This window comes from Filimonas effusa (assembly GCF_004118675.1).
Lineage (GTDB): Bacteria > Bacteroidota > Bacteroidia > Chitinophagales > Chitinophagaceae > Filimonas > Filimonas effusa.
Window position 1 is genome coordinate 1,435,915 of the sequence record NZ_SDHZ01000001.1, and the last position, 21,275, is coordinate 1,457,189.

Here is a 21,275-nt window from a genome sequence, read left to right on the forward strand (position 1 = left end):
GTGCTGTTGCAGTACAGATCCAGGAAGAAAGCGGATCACCAAACAGGCAATTATAACTCCTGATTTATTATTTACCCTGATAGAGGCCTTCTAACAAGCCATCGTAAGCGGGTTTCTTTTCAAACAGATTATTAAAAGGCAGCGCCCAATCGGGATTAGGGCTCAGCCAAGAACTGGGATCATGTACTCCCCACATGGTAATGCCGAAGCGCTGATTTTCCGGTATATCGAGCATTGCTTTAGCCGCAGCGCGATAACGTTCTTTCTGTTGCTGTGCCACTGTTTCGTTGAAAGCAGTCAGCTTTTTATCGGGGTTAACCGCCACATCGAGTTCAGAGACGTGAACTTTAAGGCCGGTAACAGCCGCTGCTGTGATGGCATACCTGATGTCGTTAACGGAGCGTGCTACGTTCGTATGCATTTGCAGGCCGAGGCCATGAATAGGAACATTGTTCTTTACCAGGCTATCGGCAAGATGATAAGCTGCTTTCCTGCGTGCGTGGCTCCATTCCTGACCGTAATCGTTATAGAAGAGAAGCGCCGCCGGATCGGCTTCATGCGCATAGCGGAAGGACAGTTCGATGTATTCCGGCCCTATTTTCTGCAGCCAGATACAATCGCGCAGGGAGCCATCGTCGTTGATGATCTCGTTCACGACATCCCATGAAGCAACTTTTCCTTTGTAGCGTCCTACCACATCCTGGATGTATTCTTTCAGGATTGTTTTCCAGTCATCTTTGGTGCCGGAGAAACTGGCCACCCATGTGGGCGTATGTTTATACCAGATGAGCGTATGACCATGAACACGCAGTTTATTTTCTGCAGCGAAGTTCACCAGGTAATCGGCATCGTCCCAGAAATAAGATTTTCTGCCGCGGCTGATCGAATTCATTTTCATGGCATTTTCGCCTGAGATACTACTCATTTCCGTAGTTACTATGTTACGGTAATTTGCGTTGCTCTTAAGCGTTGACGGCACTACGGCAGCTCCTATGGGAAAAGGCGCCTGGCGCAGGGTTTGAAGATCTGCTTTCTGATATGTTTGCTTGCTGTTATCGGAATCAAAGTTAGCCTGTTTACTGCATGCGCCCAATGTAAGCGCATACAGTAATATTATGATGGCATGCATATTCGTTATTTTCATTTTTTCAGCGTTTGGCATTAATAAAATGGCAGCGTTATTTAATTAATATCCCTGGTTTTGATCGAGGACATTTCCTACGTTGGCGTCGATCACAATCTGGGGGAAAGGTAATAACACGTGGAAGTCCTGAATACCTGCCACACCATCACGCTCGCCAGATGCGATGTGATTGTATTTACGGGTACGTTCAACAAGTTTGCCGGTGCGCACCAATGTTTCGCGGCGGTTTTCTTCTGTTACCAGTTCCCTCGCCCTTTCGTCGAGGATGTAGTCGAGCGTTACATCTGCAGCGGAAACAGGCGTGGCATGCGCGCGTTCTCTTACTTTATTGATGTAGAAGGCGGCGCCGTCGGCGGTGCTATTTTTACCTTGTTTAAACAGCGCCTCTGCCAGTAACAGATAAGTATCGGAAAGGCGGAGGTAAGCCTGATCGGCATAGGAGTAGTTTTCACCATAACGTGCGGGGTCGGCGAAAGTCCAGTCCCATTTACGCGTGCTGGCCCATTTATGGTTATTGGTGGTCATTTGTGCTTTACCCATATCGCAGGTCACTGTAGCGCCTGTACGGGTAATATATTTTTTCCTGATGGCGTATTCGCTAAAGCGATCGTCCTGTGGCTCGTAGATGGAGAATACCCAGGCGGTGATACCTGCGCGGCCAATACCCCTTCCGCCATATTCGGGAGAATAAGCGATGTTCAGGTTATTATATGCAGAAACCCATGTACGGCGTAAGGTGTTGGAATATTGTCCCAACTGGTTGTTCACTTCGGAATTAGGGAATACCCACAGGGCTTCGGTATTGCCCTGGCTGGGCAAGATATTACCGTTGTAGAACTGATCCATAAAAGCACATCCTGCCTGGCTTGCCTTAACACCGTAACGTGCAGTGATGAGCCTGTAGTTAGGATTGTTTACAACAGCGCGGGCTTTGGCTTCGGCCTCGGCCGGCTTGTTTTCCCAGAGGTACAGTTCTGCGAGGTAATGTTGTGCAATGGCTTTTGATAAGCGTGTTACATCCTGAGAATTGTTGGGCAACCATTGTTCGGCAAACAGCAAGTCTTCCTCGATCAGTTGTTGTATTTCAGGAACGGAGCTTCTTTCCCAGTCGTCCCTGTATGTTTCACCGGTGATTTCGGTAGTGTTTTTAGGAACGGGTCCGAAAGTCATTACCAGGTGGCGGTAAGCCCATGCCCTTATTAATTTCGCATGTGCAATGATCTCATTTTTGCGGGCTTCATCTGCTGCCGGGCTACCGCCAAGCCAGTTTACTTCGGGGCGCTCTGCACGGGAAATCATGAGGTTGGCAGAGCTGATACACCTGTATAAAATAAGGAAGATACCGGGTCTGTCTGAAGCGCTAACGTCGCCGTTCAGGAACTGCATCATGGGAGTTAGATCGGCAACTGTATAACGGTTGAGGCCACGTGTCCATGACAACTCAGTATTGGCCCAGGCCACATCGGTACCTATTTTCCATATAATGCCCAGTTCTGCCGACTGGATGGGTTCTCTGCGTTCCTGACGGGGAAAGTTCAGTAACGCATACTTAGCAGACAGGAAGCCGTTATAGTCGGTAAAAAGGTTATCGGCATAAGTTTCATCTTTTGCCTTTTCGTCGAGAAAGCTTTTAGAGCAGCCGGTGAACATAAAACCAGCAATAGTGAACGCGGCTGCATATATTAATTTTTTCATCAGTAATTCTTTTTTCTTTACAATAGATAGTACCTGATTGTATTAAAGTCCCACCCTGCATCCGAACAAGAATGCCCTTACCTGGGGAATACCATAATCGGAAGTGAATTCGGGGTCGAGGCCTATAAAGTTGGTAAGCGTGAGAACATTCTTCACGTTGCCGAATACTTCTACCCTGCTGATCTTAGCCTTGTTGAGCAGGCTTTGTGGCAGCCTGTAGCTAACAGAGACATCATTAAGACGGATATAAGAGGCATCGTTGGGTTTTCCGAAATAGTTAAGGCCATAAGGGTTGGAGTCGTCCCTGTTTGCAGGGTAGCCACTCAATGCATTTTCCGGCGTCCACCATTCTCTTTGCCTGATGTTTGTTTTACCGTCGAAGAAAGTGTTCATGTATTCGGTGTAACGCGTTACACCTTTTACTGCGTTGATGAAGAAACTCATAGACCAGTTGCCGTAGGTGAATGTGTTCATTAAACCTACCGTAAAGCGGGGATCGGCGTAGCCGATCACAGACATATCGGCTGTAGTGATCTTACCGTCGTTATTGATGTCTTTGATTCTTACGTCGCCGGGGCGTGCTTCGGGCATGTGAGAGCCTAAGATATTGTCTTTTTCCTGCCAGATGCCATCGAAAGTATAGGCATAAACTACGTTAATAGGTTTGCCGATAAACCACCTGTTACCGAGGTTATCGAGGGCATTACCGTTTGCTCCGAAAAGGCCAACATTCACAATACTATTTCTGTTGCGTGCGAAGTTGACATCTGTGCGCCATGAGAAGCGTTTCTTCTGAATGTTAATAGTTGACAGGGCTACTTCTATACCACTACTTTTTGTTTTACCAGTGTTCTGACGAATAGAGCCAACGCCATTGATCTGGGGGATATTCTTGTTCAGGAGCAGGTCGAAAGTATTGGCTGCGAAATAATCAATAGAACCGGTGATACGGCTGTTGAACATGGAGAAGTCCCAGCCAATGTTGATCTGGCGTGTTGTTTCCCATCCAAGAGAAGGATCGGCGAGTTTATTTGGATAAAAGCCTACGAGCGTTGTTTTATCGTTATTCAGGTAATAATCGGTAGACATGGTAGGCATGGTAGCGTAAGCTGCGATTGCCTGGTTACCATTTTCGCCATAAGAAAGCCTGAGCTTAGAACGGGTAAGCCATGCCGAAGTGGCCTGCATGAAAGATTCACGTTCCATGTTCCAGCCTAATGCTACGGATGGGAAAACACCATATTTATTATTGGCGCCAAAGGCAGAGAAGCCATCGCGACGCACAGAGAACGTAAACAGGTACTTGCTATTGAAGTTATAGTTCACACGTCCCAGTTGTGAGAGTTGTGTTTGTTTCTCGTATGTATCACTTGGTGTAAGTGAGGTTGCGAGCCTGAACTGATAGTAGGACATGTAATCGCCGAGGAAGCCCACCCCTGTGTTATCGTGGTATTTGGTGGTTGCTTCACGTGCAGTGTATACATAAGTAAGATCGAGGTTATGTAAACCAAATTTGCGGTTGTAGTTAAAGATATTTTCCAGCGACCAGTCTTGTTTGTATTGGTTGTTGACAATTGCCACACCTTTTTTAGATTGACCTTCGAGCGTAGCCGTTGAGGCTTCATAAGTTTCGATAAGCCTGTTACGGTAATTGTAGCCCGCGATGGTTTTGAGGGACAAACCTTTGATAAAAGGGAATTTGATGTGGAAGTAGTTGGTTGTATTAATACTTCTGGCAACGTCTTCCTTAGTTGTATTGAGGCCTTCCAAGGGGTTTGTTACGCCCATGTCATCGGGGTTTGGCTGCAGTTTGATGTTACCGTTGGCATCGTAAGGTTCGAGCAGCGGGTTCATACGGGTGGCATTGCTAATATTTGCCTGAACACCGGGACGATCGTGGTAACCGAGGACCGTGTTGGTTCCGTATTTCAGCCAGCTGGTGATATCGGATTCCATATTCACACGGAAGGTGTACCTGTTGAACTGGTCGTTTTTAGCGACACCTTTTGTTCTGTTCACGTTGCCGGAGATATAATATCTTGTTTTTTCGGCGCCACCGGATACGGCTACGCCATATTCCTGCATGATACCTGTTTGCATGGCGTGGCTGAGCCAATCGGTATTGACGCCTTTTTCAAACTGTTCTTTTTCATAGGAGCTGGCGCCAAGGCGGGCTTCCTTGAAATTATAGAACTGGGTGGCATCCATCATATCGGGGCGGTTAATGATGTTGCTGATACCGATAGTGGAGTTGATATTGATGGTGGTTTTACCCGCTACTCCCCTTTTTGTTGTTACGAGCAATACCCCCCCGGCAGCGCGGGCACCGTAGATGGCAGCGGAGGAAGCGTCTTTGAGGACCTCGATAGATTCAATGTCGTTGGGGTTGATCTCGGAGAGAAACCCTTCGTACTGAATACCGTCGAGCACAATCAATGGGCCGGCGTCGGCGCTGATAGAATTCTGGGCGCGGACCCTCATTTTGGTGCTACCCTCGGCACTGGTTCCGGTATTTACGATTGTAAGGCCGGGCAGTTTACCCTGAAGCGACTGGACAATGTTTACGTTAGGCATGTTTTCGAGGTCGGCCGGCTTAATGGAGACAACCGCACCGGTAACATCCCGCCGCTTTTGGGTACCGTAACCAACGACAACCACCTGGTCGAGGACCTTGTCGGCGCGGGTCATTACGACATCGATTACGTTTTTAGTGCCGACCCGGAAAGTTTGGTCGAGCATGCCTGTATAAGAGAATGTGATTTGGGCGGTATCGGACGGAACAGCAATTCTGAAACGTCCTTCCGCATTTGTGGCTGTACCTGTAGTGCGGCCTGAAAGCGTAACACTTACCCCAAGAAGTGGGGCGCCTGTTTCGTCGGTGACCTTACCGGAGACCGTTTTTCCTGTTTGTGCAGTTACTACAAGAGAAGACAGTAGCCATAAGAGCAGCAATAGTTTTTTTATTCGCATGGCAAAACAACTTTTTGTACGGACAAAGTAAGTTCAGTAGTGGGGTTAGGGGCTTATAATCCCGTTCGGGAGACTTATAAAATCGTACAGAAACGCTGATTTTGTACGATTTTAGGGGTATTTTATCATGAAAGATCCTCTTCAATGAACTTTTTAGGCGACTTACCATAGATTTTCCTGAAGCAGGTGCTGAAGTAAGCCGGCTCGTCGAAACCAACCATCAGGGCCACCTCATTAATGGAGTATTTTTTCTCCTGGAAGCAGGTAATGGCTTTTTTCATGCGGACGATCTTGATGAAGTCATTTGGCGAAAAGCCTGTTATTGCGTTACATTTTGTGTACAGGAGGGTACGGCTCAAGGCCAGTTCGCGGGCAAAGTCGTTGACTGAGAAAGCCGGGTTTGCCATGTTTTTCTCCACCACGGCGGTGGCGTTTTCGAGGAAACCATCGTTAAGTTCGTTTCCCGAGGTGGTGGTTTCGGGTTGTTCTTTGCTGCCGGCGGCAAGGAATTTCTGGCGGAGCAGTTTTCTATTCTGGATGATGGCGTCGATCTTCAAACGGAGGTAGCCGGCGTCGAACGGTTTGCCGATATAGTCGTCGGCTCCCAGGTGCAATCCTTTTTCAACAAATTGCTTGTCGCTGGCAACGGTAAGGAGGATAACCGGGATGTGGGAGGTTTCAAAAGTGCTTTTTACCTTTTCGCAAAGCTGGAAACCGTCCATTTCGGGCATATGCAAATCGGAAACGATGATATCCGGGTTTATTTTGAGCATGTTATCCCAGGCGTCGCGGCCATTTTCGGCGGTGTAGACCGTATAATAATGTCCCAATGACAGTTTCAGGAAAGATCTGAGATCTTCGTTGTCTTCGACTACGAGCAGTTTCATTTTCAGCGAACCGGTGAGGGTATGTTCTTCCTGCAGTTCTTTTTCACCGAGTACCGGCAGGTTGTGGTCATCGAGCACTACTGTATCGTGGAAGTGTTTGTTTCCGCGTTTAAACTGCATACAGAATTCAGTTCCCTGGTTTTCGGCGCTGCTGACCTCGATACTGCCATTGTGAAGGGCGACATACTTTTCTACCAGCATTAAACCCAGGCCGGAGCCTGTTATTTGTTTATTAATGGCGTTACCGGCGCGGTAAAAGCGTTTGAACAGGTTTTTACGATCCTGTTTGGAGATGCCGATGCCGGTATCGGCTATTTTCAGCTGCCAGGAGTTTTTGTCGGCAGAGAGTGTTATGGTGATCTTTCCTCCTGCCGGCGTATATTTCGTGGCGTTAGACATGAGGTTGTCGAGGATCTTATCCATTTTTTCAAGGTCGAACCATTCAATGAGCTCTTCGTCGGGCAGCAGCATTTCAAGGGATAAGCCTTTTGATGCCGCAGCAGACTGCCAGTAGATCAGTTTGTTGGATAGGTAACGTCTGAGGTCCTGTTTTTTGATCACCAGCTGGTCTTTGGCTTCATAAGCTTTCTGGAAGTCGAGGAGCTGGGAGAACATTTTGTTTAGCCTGTCGAGATTGTCGGTGACCAGGGACATCAGGTAGTTGTTCTGCGGAGAAGATTTGAGCTGTTCTTTCAGTTCATAGATGGGCGCACCGATAAGCGTGAGCGGTGTGCGAATGTCGTGAGCTGTGTTGATAAAGAACCGGATCTTTTCTTCCGTTTGCTTTTCTTCGAGCTTTTGCTGTGCATATTTATATATAAACCAAGCTGCTATCAATAGTATCACCAGTAAGATGATGCGTGCCCAGGCAGTTTTCCAAAACGGAGGGGTAACGGTGATCTTAATTTCCCTTTCGTCAATTACATTATTGCTGTCGTCGAGGTATTTTACTTTGAAGACATAGTCGTTGGGGCTAAGGTTGGTGTAATTGGCAATATGTTCGGTGGTAGGGCCTACCCAGTTTTTATCCATGTTTTCCAACATCCAGACATAGCGCCGGGCTTTTCCCAACGAATAGTCGATGGCTACAAAGTCGATTGAAAACGAATGTTGCTGGTAATTGAGTGTAATGGCGCTAGTGCTGTCCAGCGATTGTTTGAGCGGCGCATCCTTGTCGCCGGGTTTAACCATTTTATTAAACAAGCGCAGTCCCTGCAATGACAGGTGGGCTTCGTTAGCGCGTTTCTTTACTTCCCTGGGATTAAAATAGGTTACGCCGCTGTATGAGCCAAAGTAGATATCGCCTCTGATACTTTTTGCTTTGGAGCACTGGCGAAACCTATTACCGGAGATACCATCGGCTATCGAGAAGTTGCTGACTTTATGCGTGGACAGATTGAAGCAACCTATGCCATTCTCGGAGCTAAGCCAAAGGTTATTGTTATCGTCTCTTTCTATGGCGTAGATAATATCGGAAGGGAGGCCGTTTTCCTGGGTAAAGGTTGTAACAGTTCCGTTAAGCAGGTTACACCTATCGAGCCCGTTGCCATAGGATGCCAGCCAGATAATGGAATCGGATTCGAGATACATGTCACTGATGTACCTGCTTTTGAGATTTTTATTAAAGAGACATTCCTTGCTTTTTCCGGTTTGGGTATTTATTTCATGGACACCTAACTCTGTAGAAACCAGGATGGTATTCGGGCGACGATTCATCATATGGTTCACCTGTTCTACCGGCACTTTTAAAAAGGTGTTGTTGGATAAAGAAAGCCTGGAAACCGCTCCCCTTCTTCCGCCGAACCACATGTTTCCTTCTGCGTCTTCACAAATGGCGTAAATGAAGTTGGTTCCAATAGAATTCTCATTTCCGGGCTGAACAATATAATGATTGATGATTGCTCCCTGCTTACTGATCTCGTAAACACCTGAAGAATAGGTGCCTACCCAGATATGTTTCCGGGAGTCTTCGAAGAGGGTGAGCACATTTTTTTCGTTGAGGACGCGCTGCCATTTGTTTGCGTTCTTATTCCAAAAGGAAAGATCGTTATTAGTGGCCAGCCAGAGCTTACCGTCGGTATCTTCGAGCAGGTCGCAGACGATGCTATTGGTGAGGGAATTCGGCTGTTCATTATTTTCCTGTATGACGTGGAATCCCTGATCGGAGAAGTCCAGGATATTCAAGCCGTCGGTAAATGTAGATAACCAGACCTTTCCACCGGCGTCTTTATAGATATCGTAAACGACATTGCCGTTGATACGGTTTTTAGTGTCGTTCAGCTGGTTATAAAACTTTTCTACGGCAAACGTCTTTGTATCAAGAAGATAAGCGCCCAACCCGTCGGTACCCACGAGGAGGCGTTCACTATTGAAGGAGGCTAAAGACAGTACCGGATGAAACCAAAGTCTTTGTTCGCCTGTAGCGCGGAGCGTACCTGCGGCTATATCGTAAACGAAGAGGCCTTTATTGGAAGTTCCGACCCAAAGCCTGTTTGAATAGGGATCGAAGAGACAGGTTTCGATACTCAAGCCTTCTTTTTCAAGGAGTTCGTTTTTGATGACAGGCTGACGCGTGGCGGTTTTGATATTGTATTTATAGATCGCAAAATCGCTGACGAGCAATAAGTGTTCTTTATCGAGGTAGGAAACTGCGCGATATCGTCCTTTTGACAACTGGAGGGCGGTTTGCAGCTGCAATTTGTTGCCAACCAGGTGTTCTACCCCTTTACCTGTTATCGCCCAGATGCCGTTGCCTGCATCGAAGCAAAGTGAGCGGAGGTAGGTGTCAAGGTCTTTAAAGCAAATGAATTCATCGCGCCGTGCGTCGTATTTATAGACAGTGCCTCTATCGGTATATGCCCATAGCGCGGAATCGCGGTCGAGGCCTACTTTAATGGTGCGGATGGGGGTTTTGCCGTTAAAGAGGATGTTCATGGGGTAGTTCTTGATATTGAGTCCGTCGAAACGGTCAACCCCGAAGCGCGTTGAGATCCAGACAAATTTCTTTTTATCCTGAACGATATTAAAGACCTGGCGACCATTGATGCCCTGATCACCGCCGAGATGCGTAATACGCTGTGCCAGAAGCGGAACTGCACAGAAAAGCCAGATAGTGATAAAGGATATGGTTCTTATTAACTGAGATACTGCAAGCATAATATATAACAACACCTCCTGCATTTATATACAGGATAGCTTTGGTTCCGGATGGATGTATAAAGTTTCTAAGCTAGTGAAATTATAGCAATTCCCGGTTATGCACCTCTATTATAAGACGGATCGGACAAAAAGCCCGGTATATAAAACAATACCGGGCTTTGGCTTATTTATTTCTAGTGTTCATGTTCGCCTTTGTTCACCAATTTGGCCATTACAAAAAACGCTCCTTTGGTTACAATTCCTGCGTTGGCGGGAAGAGGCTTCACCGGGATGATGGCTGTATATCCCATATCGGTAACGCCTTTTGCCACGGGCCATTTTTCGAAAGTATATTTTTTAGCTCCGGTTTCAGCTTTTACGGGGGAGTTGCTTTTCGCGTGGTCGTGTCCGTGGTGGTCTGCCTCAGCAGCACCGCCATGGTTCATCAATACGAATACATAGTCCTGTCCCCCGTTGGCAACAATAGCTTCGGAAGGAACAGCTGGCAGCAAGCCGGTGCCGGTATTGATAACGGCCGTTACGTTCATACCTTCTATGAGGCCTGTTTTATCACCTTTCACCACAGCATGAACGGGAATCGTTTTCGTATCGTTTTCGAAGGCGGTGCCGATAGAGAAAATGCGGGCTTCGTGGTTTTCGCCGGGGTTATTGGTAAGGGTAAAACTAATAGACTGGTCCTTTTTCAGGCGCGGCAGGTCTTTTTCATAAACAAACAAGTCGAGGTGCAGGTCTGAGTTATTGACAATCCGTGCAATAGGCATTGCTGCGTTGATCTGCGCGCCTATTTCTGCTGAAACAGCGCTTACGGCGCCGCTGATAGGGGCCAGTATGGCAATGGTAGTATTGATTTTGCCGGAAGCAACTGCTGCTGTTGAAACGCCTATTGCGGAAAGCTGCTGCTGCAATCCATTGCGGGAGGCAACCAGGGAAGCAAGCTCTGTTTGAACCCGTTGTAAGTTTTTGAGCGGCGCCGCATTTCCCTCCACCAATTCGCGCTGTCGTTGCAGTTCCAGTTCTGTAAGCTTTATCTGCGCCAGAACAGACTGCAGTTCCTGTTGTGTGCGGGCTATACCGGGATTCACCAGGGTGGCTATCACTTGTCCTTTGCGTACGTGATCGCCGGGCAATACCAGCAGTGTTTTAACGAAGCCATCGGTTGCAGCGGTTACAATGGCTTTGTTTTGATTGGGAACGGAAAGGAGACCATTGGCCCTGATAGAGGTAATAAGATCCCTATATTGGATGGTATCCCAGGTAATGCCTACGGCATTGACCTGCTCCTGCGTAATTTCAGCAACAGTAGTTTCTTCGTCACCTGCATGTTCGTGCGCGTGTTCTTTTTCTTCCGACGCTTTTTCATTACCACCACAGGAGGTTAATAGTGCAAAGGCCAGCAATGCTATTATGAATTGTTTCATTTGTCAAATCTTTTACCTGTTTATATAATAATTCGATTGTACTACGGACTGATTGTACTGGTTGAGCACATCGAGATAGTTACGCTGCAGATCTATCGCCTGTGTGAGGAACTGGGAAAGCTCTGCGAAGCTGATCTCTCCTGCCCTATAGCTCAGGTCCGCTGCTTTCATGATGGCTTCGGCCTGTTTCAAGCCGGTTGATTCATAATATTCCAGGAGGTCTTTGTTTTTATTCACCTGCTGCATTGCCTGCTGGTATTCGGTATTAAGCGTGCGTTTCTGATAATCCAATAGATATTGCTGGTATTCCCTTTCGAGTTGAGCCGCCCGGATAGCATGTTTGTAAGTATTTCTACCCAACAGCGGTATGCCTACGGTGAATGAAAAACCAGTGAAGGGATTACTTAAACCGTATAACCGCTGGGAGAAGAAACGTCCCTGAAAATCGGGCATACGGGACATTTTAGCGACATCGATCTCCCTGTTCGCGATGGTGATATTCTGTTCCTGGATATTCAACATCGGATGAGGGCTGCTGCCAGGTGTTTGTTCCAGCGGGATCTTTGCCAAGGGGGCATCAACAGGCAGGAAAAGGCTATCTGTATTCATCAGCTTTTTCAGGATCTCCTGATACGATTGCATATCGCGTGCTATCAGCTTCAGCTGAACTGTTGTTTCGCGGGCTTTGGCGATTGCTGCGATGCTATCCAGGCCGGCAGTTTCGCCGGTGCGTACGCGCAGTACTGCCGCGGCTGACAGTGATGCATAGATGCTATCGAGCTTTTTCCAGAGCTGCTGCCTGCTTTGTGCATACCATAATGCGTAATAGGTGCTTTGCAATTCCTTTTTCAGCTCCAGTATTTTCAGTGATTTATTCAGTGTTGCTACTCTTGCCTGCTCACTGACCAACCGCCTGCGGGCTTTATAAAGGCCGGGCCAATCTATGCTCTGGGACACACCTATTTTCAAGATTCCCCTGCTATCATCGGGGCGCAGGTCTTCGTTTTCTGCAAATACGCCGGTATTGGGAATATTGTATCCTGTTTTACTTAACGCCAGTGCGCGCTGCACTTCGACATCAACGGCTCTTATCTGCAAGCTCTGGCGCATGGCCATGTCATAAGCGGTATCGAACGAAATGCGTGCAGCAGAAGGGCCAGCCTGTGCGAACAATGCCGGAGCTGCCAAAAGCAATAAGGGCAGCAGCAACAATTTGCCGGTATTGGCAGGCAGTTGCACAGCAGGTTTGGTAAAGAACATATATAACAGGGGAAGTACGATTAGTGTCAGTGCGGTTGCCGAGATAAGGCCGCCTATCACAACAGTAGCCAAAGGCTTCTGTACTTCGGCGCCTGCACCTGTTGAAATGGCCATTGGCAGGAAGCCAAGTGAGGCTACAATAGCGGTCATTAAAACCGGGCGCAGCCGTTCCAGCGTACCTCTCCGTATTCTTTCCATAACATTGGTCACGCCTTCTTTCTCCAACTGGTTAAAGGTACTGATGAGCACGATGCCGTTCAATACGGCAACACCAAACAAGGCTATGAAACCCACGCCTGCTGAGATGGAAAAGGGCATACCTCGTAACAAGAGCGCCAGAACACCGCCTATTGCGGCCATGGGTATGGCAGTAAAGATGAGGGTGGCCTGTTTAAAAGAATTAAATGTAAAGTATAACAACATAAAAATGAGTAATAGTGCGGCAGGCACTGCAATACTTAACCTGGCAGCGGCTTTCTGAAGGTTCTCGAATGTGCCACCATAGGTGAAGTAGTACCCTGTAGGCAATTTAAATTTATCGAGTTGGGCGTGAATGTCTTTCACAACAGACTGCACGTCGCGGCCATCAACATTGAAACCTATTACCAGCCTGCGTTTGGCATCTTCCCGGCTGATCTGGGCCGGTCCTTCTTTAAAAGTTACATCTGCCACCTGGCTTAACAGGATCTGGCTGCCATTGGGCAATGGAATAAACAGGTTGGCTACGTCGTCGATAGAAGTTCTGCTGGCGGAATCGAGGCGCACTACCAGATCGAAGCGTCTTTCATTTTCGAAAACCGTTCCCGCTACTTCGCCTGCAAAAGCGGTACTGACAACCCTGTTCACCTCAGCTATGTTGAGCCCATAGTTGGCGATACGACTTCTGTGATATTGGATGGTGATCTGGGGAAGGCCGGTGGTTTGTTCTACCTGGGGCGACGAAGATCCTTTCACCGATTTAATTATGGCCGCAATTTTAGGCGCCAATGCGGCCAGTGTATCTACATTTTCGCCGAAGATCTTTACTGCTACGTCCTGCCGTATGCCTGTCATCAGTTCGTTGAACCGCATTTGAATTGGCTGGTTTGCTTCGAAGAAGACACCGGGGATGACTTCGAGCCTTTCCTCTATTCTCCGTGCGAGATCATTATAATCTTTCGTGGTAGTCCATTCAGATTTATCCTTCAATGTTATGATAAGATCCGAGGCTTCAGGCGGCATAGGATCGGTAGGCACTTCGGCGCTGCCGGTTTTCCCTATCACTTCCTTCACTTCGGGGAAAGAGCGGATGATACGGGAAGCCTGCATAGATGTTTCTATGCTTTGGCTCAACGAAGCGCCTGCGGGTAAAATGCAGTGGAATGCAAAGTCGCCTTCCTGCAGTTGCGGGATGAACTCCCCTCCCATCCGGCTGAAGATAAATGCCGCCATTGCGGTTAAGGCTACAGCCGCCGTCATCACTGCGTATTTAAAACGTATTGCGAGTTCGAGTGCCGGGCGATAGAGACGTTGAAAGAAACGCATCATTTTGTCGGCGAAACTTTCTTTATCCGTTATCGTTTTAGGCAGCAGTAATGCCGATATCATTGGGATATAGGTAAGCGAAAGGATCAAGGCGCCCAGGATAGCAAAGCTTACCGTTTGCGCCATAGGGCGGAACATTTTACCTTCTATGCCCACCAATGTAAGCACGGGGATATATACCACCAGGATAATGATTTCACCAAAAGCTGCGCTGTTGCGGATACGTGAAGCAGAGATGAAGACTTCCTGGTCCATTTCCTGCTGCGTCAGGCGGGCGGTCCCTTTTCGTGACGACAGATGATGAAGGGTGGCTTCCACTATAATTACCGAGCCATCTACGATCAGGCCAAAGTCTATGGCACCGAGGCTCAGGAGGTTTGCAGATACGCCGAAGACATGCATCAGGCCCAGGGCAAAAAGCATAGATAAGGGTATTGCAGAGGCTACTATGATGCCTGCCCTAATGTTCCCAAGGAACATTACGAGTACGAAGATGACGATAAGGGCGCCTTCGAGGAGGTTTCGTTCTACTGTACTTATAGCACGATTTACAAGGCTGGTACGGTCGAGGTAAGGTTCGATGGTGACATCCTCCGGCAGGGACCGTTTGATAAGTTCCAGGCGTTCCTTCACCCTTTTTACCACGTCGGCGCTATTGGCCCCTTTGAGCATCATGATAATACCTCCCACGACCTCGCCTTCGCCGTTGCGTGTCATGGCACCGTAGCGGACGGCGCTGCCGAAGCGCACTTCTGCGACATCGCTGACATAGACGGGGATACCTGCCGGGTTTTTAATAACGATTCTACCAATATCTTCCAATGAGTTTACCAACCCGATGCCCCTGATAAAATAGGCGTTCGGTTTTTTATCGATATAGGCGCCTCCTGTATTCTGGTTGTTGTTCTTTAGTGCATTGAACAGTTCTGCAATGCTTACGTTCATTGCTTTCAGCCGATCGGGCTTTACTGCCACTTCGTATTGTTTCAATAAGCCACCGAAGCTGTTTACTTCCGCCACGCCGGGTGTACCATATAACTGGCGGGCGATGATCCAATCCTGCATGGTGCGGAGATCGGCTGCGCTGTATTTGTTTTCGCTGCCTTTTGCGGGGTGCAGGACGTACTCATAGATCTGGCCCAGGCCGGTACTTACGGGTGCCAGTTCGGGCATACTTACTCCTTCGGGAATATTTGCCCTCACGTTCTGCAGCCGTTCATTAATAAGCTGGCGTGCAAAATAGATATCTACCTTATCATCGAATACGGCTGTTACTACCGATAGCCCAAAACGGGAGATGGAGCGGATCTCTTCGAGATCGGGCAGGTTGGCGATACTTTGTTCTACGGGATAAGAGACAAATTGTTCTACTTCCTGGGTAGCCAGGGCGGGAGCCTGAGTGATGATCTGCACCTGGTTGTTGGTGATATCGGGAACGGCATCTATGGGTAACCGCAAGGCGCTCCATACGCCCCAGACAATAAGCAGTATGGTAAAGAAAATAATTACCAGTTTATTCTGAATACTAAACTTAATGATCCTGTTTAACATATCTGTAATGAATTAGCAGCTGAATAACCAGATGTATGCTATTCACCGGGGCCAATAGCGGTAGCTAACCGATGTACCATGACATAAGTATTCATTGCGATAGGGAAAACACAGTGGCCTGTTTACGGCATTCGTTTTTGTGCTGCCGGACAAACGGATACACTGTTTTAAGAAATGGGGGCGGCGGAGGTTGGCCGTGGCGGCTGGTAAAGCGGCTCACAAAAGGAAGATAAATGGAAATGCAAACCAGCCGCGATATGTGTTAATGCAGACTGAGGAGATAGCAACTCTACAATTGGGGACTGAGGCAGATCGACGCCCGGAACGCAGGTAGCGCAAGCCGGAGCAAAGGGAGAGCAACAGCCATCTTTCATTTTGCTATCGCTATGAAACGAGCCGGGCTGCTCCTGTTCACAATCATCCCATAAGCAACAGGGAGTGATTGTTTCTGCAAGAACAATCAATGATAATATAAGTGCCAGTAACCGTTTCACTTTTCAAATGTAGCTTAAAACATAAAAAGAAGCCATTTGAATTATTACAACCCGGTTGCATGGGGCTTATTAATTCACCTGTTAACCAAGACGATTAACCAGCCGATATTGCAGTTTCGTCCAAAAGCCTGAAGCCTGTTATCGCCGATCCCAGTAGCTTTATTGTATCAATCAAGACAGTCAACAAATAATAGCAGCTATGAGATTATTTCCAATGATAGTATTTTTGCAGTTACTTACTTCATGTTCAAAGCAAAGTAACAGCAGCGGCCCGGATCATTCCTCTTCCGCCGACACCATACAGGGGCCCATACAGAAGCCTGTATCGGGCTATGGAGCTGACGGTTCTTTTAAAGTAGCAGAGATCAATTTTACCAATCCGCAGTATACCGAGACACAAGTTTCGATATTTTATCCGCAGGGTACGAGTTCACCCCTTCCTACCATTTTCTTTTCACATCCTTATGGCGGGGAAGACAAGGCTTATAATATGGGACTTTTCAACTTCATAGCAAGGAAGGGATATGCAGTTGTTTTTGTACCTTACCGGACGATAGATATTAGTGTAGATCACCGTTACCAGACCCTGTGGGAAGGCTTTGTTAAAGCAGCTTCGGACAATCCGAATATTATAGACACCAGAAAAGTAGGATTTATGGGACATTCCTTTGGGGGTGGTGCGAGTATAGACCTGGCCTACAAAGCTTTCACAGAAAAGGGATGGGGAGAAAACGGACGATTTCTTTTTACAATGGCTCCCTGGTATAGTTTCAACTGGGGCAGTACGCTTACTACGCAACAGCAATTAGAACGGTTTCCCGCAAATACGAAAATGATAACCGAGGTATATGATGACGATGTTACAAATGATCACCGCCTTGCGATAGATATTTTCAAGAATATCAACATATCAAACAGTGAAAAGGATTTCATTTACTTCAGATCTTCCACGATCGACGGCTATCAGTATGTCACCGACCACGTAATGCCGAGTTCCCGAAAAGCCTATGATGCGTTAGATTACTATGGTGTTTACCGCCTGCTAGACGCTATGATGGACTATTGTTTTAATGGAAGTGCCGCCGGTAAAGATGTGGCATTGGGGAACGGTTCTGCGGCACAGGTAACAATGCCCGTTTATAAAGGACAAGCGATGGCACCGCTGGAAGTTACGGACGCCCCTATTGCCCGGTACCCGCAAAGCCGATACCTGTTTTCGTGCGGCAATTCCACTAATCCACGCAGCAATTATTGCGAATAACTGCGGAAAATGAAGTTCAGGATTATACCTGGTATCCCTATGCGGCTGCTCGTTAACTGGCTGCATAGGGATACCGGGTAATAAACAATTGTGGTATTATAATATAGACACTTTAAACGTAAAGGTTGCCTGTACTTTCTTACCATTAGACAATGTATAGACCAATGCCTGTTTAACCTGATAGTTATCTCCTGCTTTTACATGTCCGGGATATTGGCCTATCGTGAATATCATTTTCTTCTGATCATATTCGCTATATACAACGGCCGAACTGCCCCAGTTAACGACATCTCCTTTGGCGCTAAACCAATGCCCGTAACCGTTAGCAGTTGTTGCAGGATTAAGGTTGCCGTTGCTTTCCACTGCATAAAATTTAATATCAGTTCCTATTTTGGCAATAAGATCGTCGGGTTGCAACTGAAAGGCTTTGGTAAGTTTGGAAATATCTACCTGAACAGTGGTGTTGGCATAGTTTACATTGTCATGCGTTATAGAAGCCTGGTACTCGAATGCGATATCTGAAGGTTCTGTGCTGCCGCCATTATCGAGGTAGCCAAGCACGTTGGTATTCTGGAATTTTACATTATAAGGCCATTGGTCGTCATTGGAATTGTCGTCATCCCAGGCATGCTGGCTATAAGTTTTCGGGGCCCCTGTTACCACGAACCAGAGGCGGTCGCAATTAGCAGGGACGGTATAAGCAGCGTCACCGGATGCGTTTTTATACATGGCGCTGTAAGCCGTTGATCCATCTTTCAGCAGCGCAACGTATCCGTAGCGCCAGCCAGCAACAGCAGGGTCTTTTACCTGGTTATATCCCGATGCATTTACGATACCTTTAAAAGTTGCGTTCACTGTTGTGCCAGATGCCGGTACATTCAAAGGGATAACATTATAACCTGTTGCCTGCGGGCAGAAAGTTGCATCTGGCTGAAAAGAGCCATCGGAAAGCCTTGTCATTTTATAAGTATGTGTTCCGATAAACGCTTTTCCATTCTTTCGAATAGAATCGAGGTCCCATGTAACCATTTTTGAAGATGCGTCGTAGATCTCATCATTGAACTGCTCATTGGTAATATTGGTAAGCCGCTGATAAGCCTGAATAGCATCTTCAGGCTGCGAAGACTGTCGCCATAGTTTCCCGATAAAGTCAATTCCGTGTTTTTTTGTCCAATAATAATGGATAAAATAGCTGCTGTACCGGTAATCTTCATGCAAGAGATGTTTATTGTAATTCTGGGTATAAACACTAAAGTCGTGTCCTGTAAAAGCAACTTCCGGATACGACTGAAAGGCTTGCCATTGGGCACATTGTTCCCAAAAGGTATTTCCACCTTTTCCTCCATATCCATAACGGAAACCGTGTGTAAGTCCGAGGTCGCAACTCACCTGATACTGGAAGCAGTGCCCTACTTCGTGTGCGATGGTAGCTCCTACCGGATGGCAGGTTGCCGGGCTTATCCATAACGCTCCTATCATATTATCATATCCTGATCCGGTAGCCCGCCAGCCATCTTCATAATAAAGAAAGATCATCATTTTATAGGTGTCAAGATTAGACAACTGGCGGCCTGTTTCAACAAATTTCAGCTTGTTGACATTCATGGTGTAAAACGATTCGGCCTTTGCAAGCAGCTCTTCAATATCGACTTTGTATTTGTCGGGCACGCCAGGATCGGAAGGTAGCATTGCACCATATTCTTTAGACCAGAAAAGGATAAAATGATCGGATTGTTTTGAACGTTTGAAACTAAACTGGCTTGTATCGACATTCCAGTTCATAGCCGCCATATCTTTAGGTTTATAAATCTTTAAAGATTTAACAGTATCCACGATCGCGGCCGTCTCCGTTGCGCCGTTTTTTTTGCAGCTTGTGTAACCCGTAAGGACAATAAGCAAAAGGGCTGCAGCGTATAGTGCGCTCAGCCGAAGACGATAAGCAGTTTGCATAGTAAGTGGTATTAAATGATACCCGTTTGGGTTTGTCAAACTTAAACCGAAAGATCCTTTAATTATTTTCAATTATTGACGGAAAGTGCACGAATTTTAACAATCGTTTCCTTCTATTATTCATGATGAGAGGCTGCATGTAACATTAGCGTATGATGCGCATTCATTTCCTCTACCAGCGTTGCATCGTGAGACACCAATATAATAGTTCCTTCATAAGTTTTAAGCGCTGCGGTAAGCACCTCCATACTGGCAATATCCAGATTATTGGCAGGTTCATCGAGTATAATCATATCAGGGCTTTTATTGGAAGCCAACAGACAGCAAAGTGAGACTTTCATTTTTCCGCCGCCACTTAGTTGTCCGCATTTCTTATCCCAGGTATCTTTCCCCAACTGGCATTTGTGTAAGAGACTTTTCAACTCATGTTCCGGCATCAACTGACTGTTAAACTGCTGCAGTTGATTGAACACTGTTGCATTTTCATCCAGGAAACTATAGTGCTGATCGAGATAAATAATTTCTGCCGCTGCATTAAACAGTTCGCCGGAAGCCGGTTGTAGTTTGCCCATCATCAACTGCAACAATGTGGTTTTTCCACTACCGTTACTACCCTCTATCACAAAACGATCGCCACTATCGATCTGGAAATTCAACGGTTGTTGCCAGAGCGGGGTCCCATTAGCGTAGCTATAATTCAATTCGCTGGCTTTCACGAGAATTTTCCCCTTATGCAAATGCGTTCCGGGAAAACGGAGTTGCAATAACTGTTGCCGGTATAATAAAGTGCGTTGTTGTTGCAGCTTTTCATTGATGCCATCCATTTTGGCTGTATGCACCAACTGCAGTTTTGCGGTACTGCCTTCTGCAGCATTTCGCAATGAATTAGCTACAATTTTAGGCAGCCCAGTTTTATCTTTATCACGTCCGGCCTGTCTTTCTCTTCGTTCGTAGGCCAGCTGAGCCTGTTTCCTGGCAGCTTTCAGTTCTTTTTCCTGGTGCTGGATATCGTGTTCCAGGGCATTCAACTGCGCTTCGCGTTGTTCTTTGTAAAAGGTATAGTTGCCACCATACCATTCCAGTTTGCCATTCTCCAATGCCAGCGTACTATCGTTCAACTGGAGCAGTTGCCTGTCGTGGCTTATTACCAGCAGCGTGCCTTTATAAGCCTGCATGAAGCGGTACAGCAATTCCCTTCCCTGTTTATCGAGATGGTTGGTGGGTTCGTCCAACAATACTATTGACGGCTGATGCAAAGCAATACCGGCCAGCAATACTCTTGTTTGTTCGCCGCCGCTTAATTGCTGCATTGGCGTATGCGGGCCAACCTGTGGCAACTGCCAGTTCAGCAACTGTTGGCTGACGCGCTCTTCTATGTCCCACTGATCGGCGAGGATATCGTAGCAGGACTGGTCTTCCGTTCCTTCCAATATAGCTTTAAGGGCATTCAACACGTTGTGGACGTTCAATGCTTCCGCTACAGTTTCGCGGGAATGGCCCTGGTGCTGTTGTGGCAGGTAATAGGGTTTGTCGCTGACCAAGACTGTTCCTGCTGCCGGTTGCAGGCGGCCGGTAATTATTTGCATCAATACAGATTTGCCTGCGCCGTTGTTGCCGATAAGGTTTACGTGCCGGCCGGCGGTGATGGAGCAGCTTAAATGGCGGAAAAGCAAAGTACGGTCGTCGTGACAATACATGATATCATCAAGAATGATACTCATAGAACAAGAAAATTAAGAATGCTAAAAACTGGTTACCAAGTGCCCCGGCCAAAAGCAGCGGGGACGCCATGAGAGAGGCGTTGTATTGCGAGCGCTATTATTACTTAGTAAACTTCATTGGAGTAAGTCTTAAAGACGGGGCAAAGATAGGAATAATTCAAGCAAAAAAGATCAGCCTCTGTGCGGTAAGGTATTACGTACAGGGCGACCCGGTGATGGCGGGGAGTTGCCTGTGGCCGGG

At 47.1% G+C, this 21,275-nt stretch carries 9 protein-coding genes; 1 reads left to right on the plus strand and 8 read right to left on the minus strand.

Annotated elements, in window-relative coordinates; genetic code table 11:
• Positions 1 to 67: 67 nt before the first annotated feature.
• The 6 genes from ESB13_RS05260 to ESB13_RS05285 form a co-directional block, all read right to left on the minus strand.
• Entirely contained in the window at positions 68 to 1,144 is a 1,077-nt protein-coding gene (locus tag ESB13_RS05260; protein WP_164974099.1) for an endo-1,4-beta-xylanase, read from the minus strand.
• Between the two features lie 42 nt (positions 1,145 to 1,186).
• Positions 1,187 to 2,839 (minus strand): RagB/SusD family nutrient uptake outer membrane protein, encoded by a 1,653-nt coding sequence (locus ESB13_RS05265; RefSeq protein WP_129001968.1) that lies wholly within the window; start codon positions 2,837 to 2,839, stop codon positions 1,187 to 1,189.
• A gap of 42 nt (positions 2,840 to 2,881) precedes the next feature.
• Positions 2,882 to 5,809: a SusC/RagA family TonB-linked outer membrane protein gene (locus ESB13_RS05270; RefSeq protein WP_220399552.1), complete on the minus strand. Its 2,928-nt coding sequence runs from the start codon at positions 5,807 to 5,809 to the stop codon at positions 2,882 to 2,884.
• Positions 5,810 to 5,934: 125 nt separating this feature from the next.
• On the minus strand, positions 5,935 to 9,852 hold the full coding sequence (locus tag ESB13_RS05275) for a hybrid sensor histidine kinase/response regulator transcription factor (RefSeq protein WP_164974100.1): 3,918 nt from the start codon (positions 9,850 to 9,852) through the stop codon (positions 5,935 to 5,937).
• A 176-nt stretch (positions 9,853 to 10,028) separates the two neighbouring features.
• Positions 10,029 to 11,273, minus strand: coding sequence for an efflux RND transporter periplasmic adaptor subunit (locus tag ESB13_RS05280; RefSeq protein ID WP_129001970.1), 1,245 nt, complete (start codon positions 11,271 to 11,273; stop codon positions 10,029 to 10,031).
• A gap of 12 nt (positions 11,274 to 11,285) precedes the next feature.
• Positions 11,286 to 15,608, minus strand: coding sequence for a CusA/CzcA family heavy metal efflux RND transporter (locus tag ESB13_RS05285; protein WP_129001971.1), 4,323 nt, complete (start codon positions 15,606 to 15,608; stop codon positions 11,286 to 11,288).
• Positions 15,609 to 16,301: 693 nt separating this feature from the next.
• Here ESB13_RS05285 and ESB13_RS05290 point away from each other — a divergent pair.
• The gene (locus tag ESB13_RS05290; RefSeq protein WP_129001972.1) at positions 16,302 to 17,363 is read left to right on the plus strand and encodes an alpha/beta hydrolase; all 1,062 of its coding nucleotides are present in this window, start codon (positions 16,302 to 16,304) and stop codon (positions 17,361 to 17,363) included.
• 96 nt (positions 17,364 to 17,459) lie between these two features.
• On the opposite strand, the gene ESB13_RS05295 is transcribed toward ESB13_RS05290, so the two are convergent.
• Both ESB13_RS05295 and ESB13_RS05300 read right to left on the minus strand, forming a co-directional pair.
• A complete protein-coding gene (locus ESB13_RS05295) occupies positions 17,460 to 19,313 on the minus strand; it encodes a DUF4859 domain-containing protein (RefSeq protein ID WP_129001973.1) in 1,854 nt (617 codons plus the stop codon).
• Positions 19,314 to 19,429: 116 nt separating this feature from the next.
• On the minus strand, positions 19,430 to 21,034 hold the full coding sequence (locus ESB13_RS05300) for an ABC-F family ATP-binding cassette domain-containing protein (protein WP_129001974.1): 1,605 nt from the start codon (positions 21,032 to 21,034) through the stop codon (positions 19,430 to 19,432).
• Positions 21,035 to 21,275: the final 241 nt, after the last annotated feature.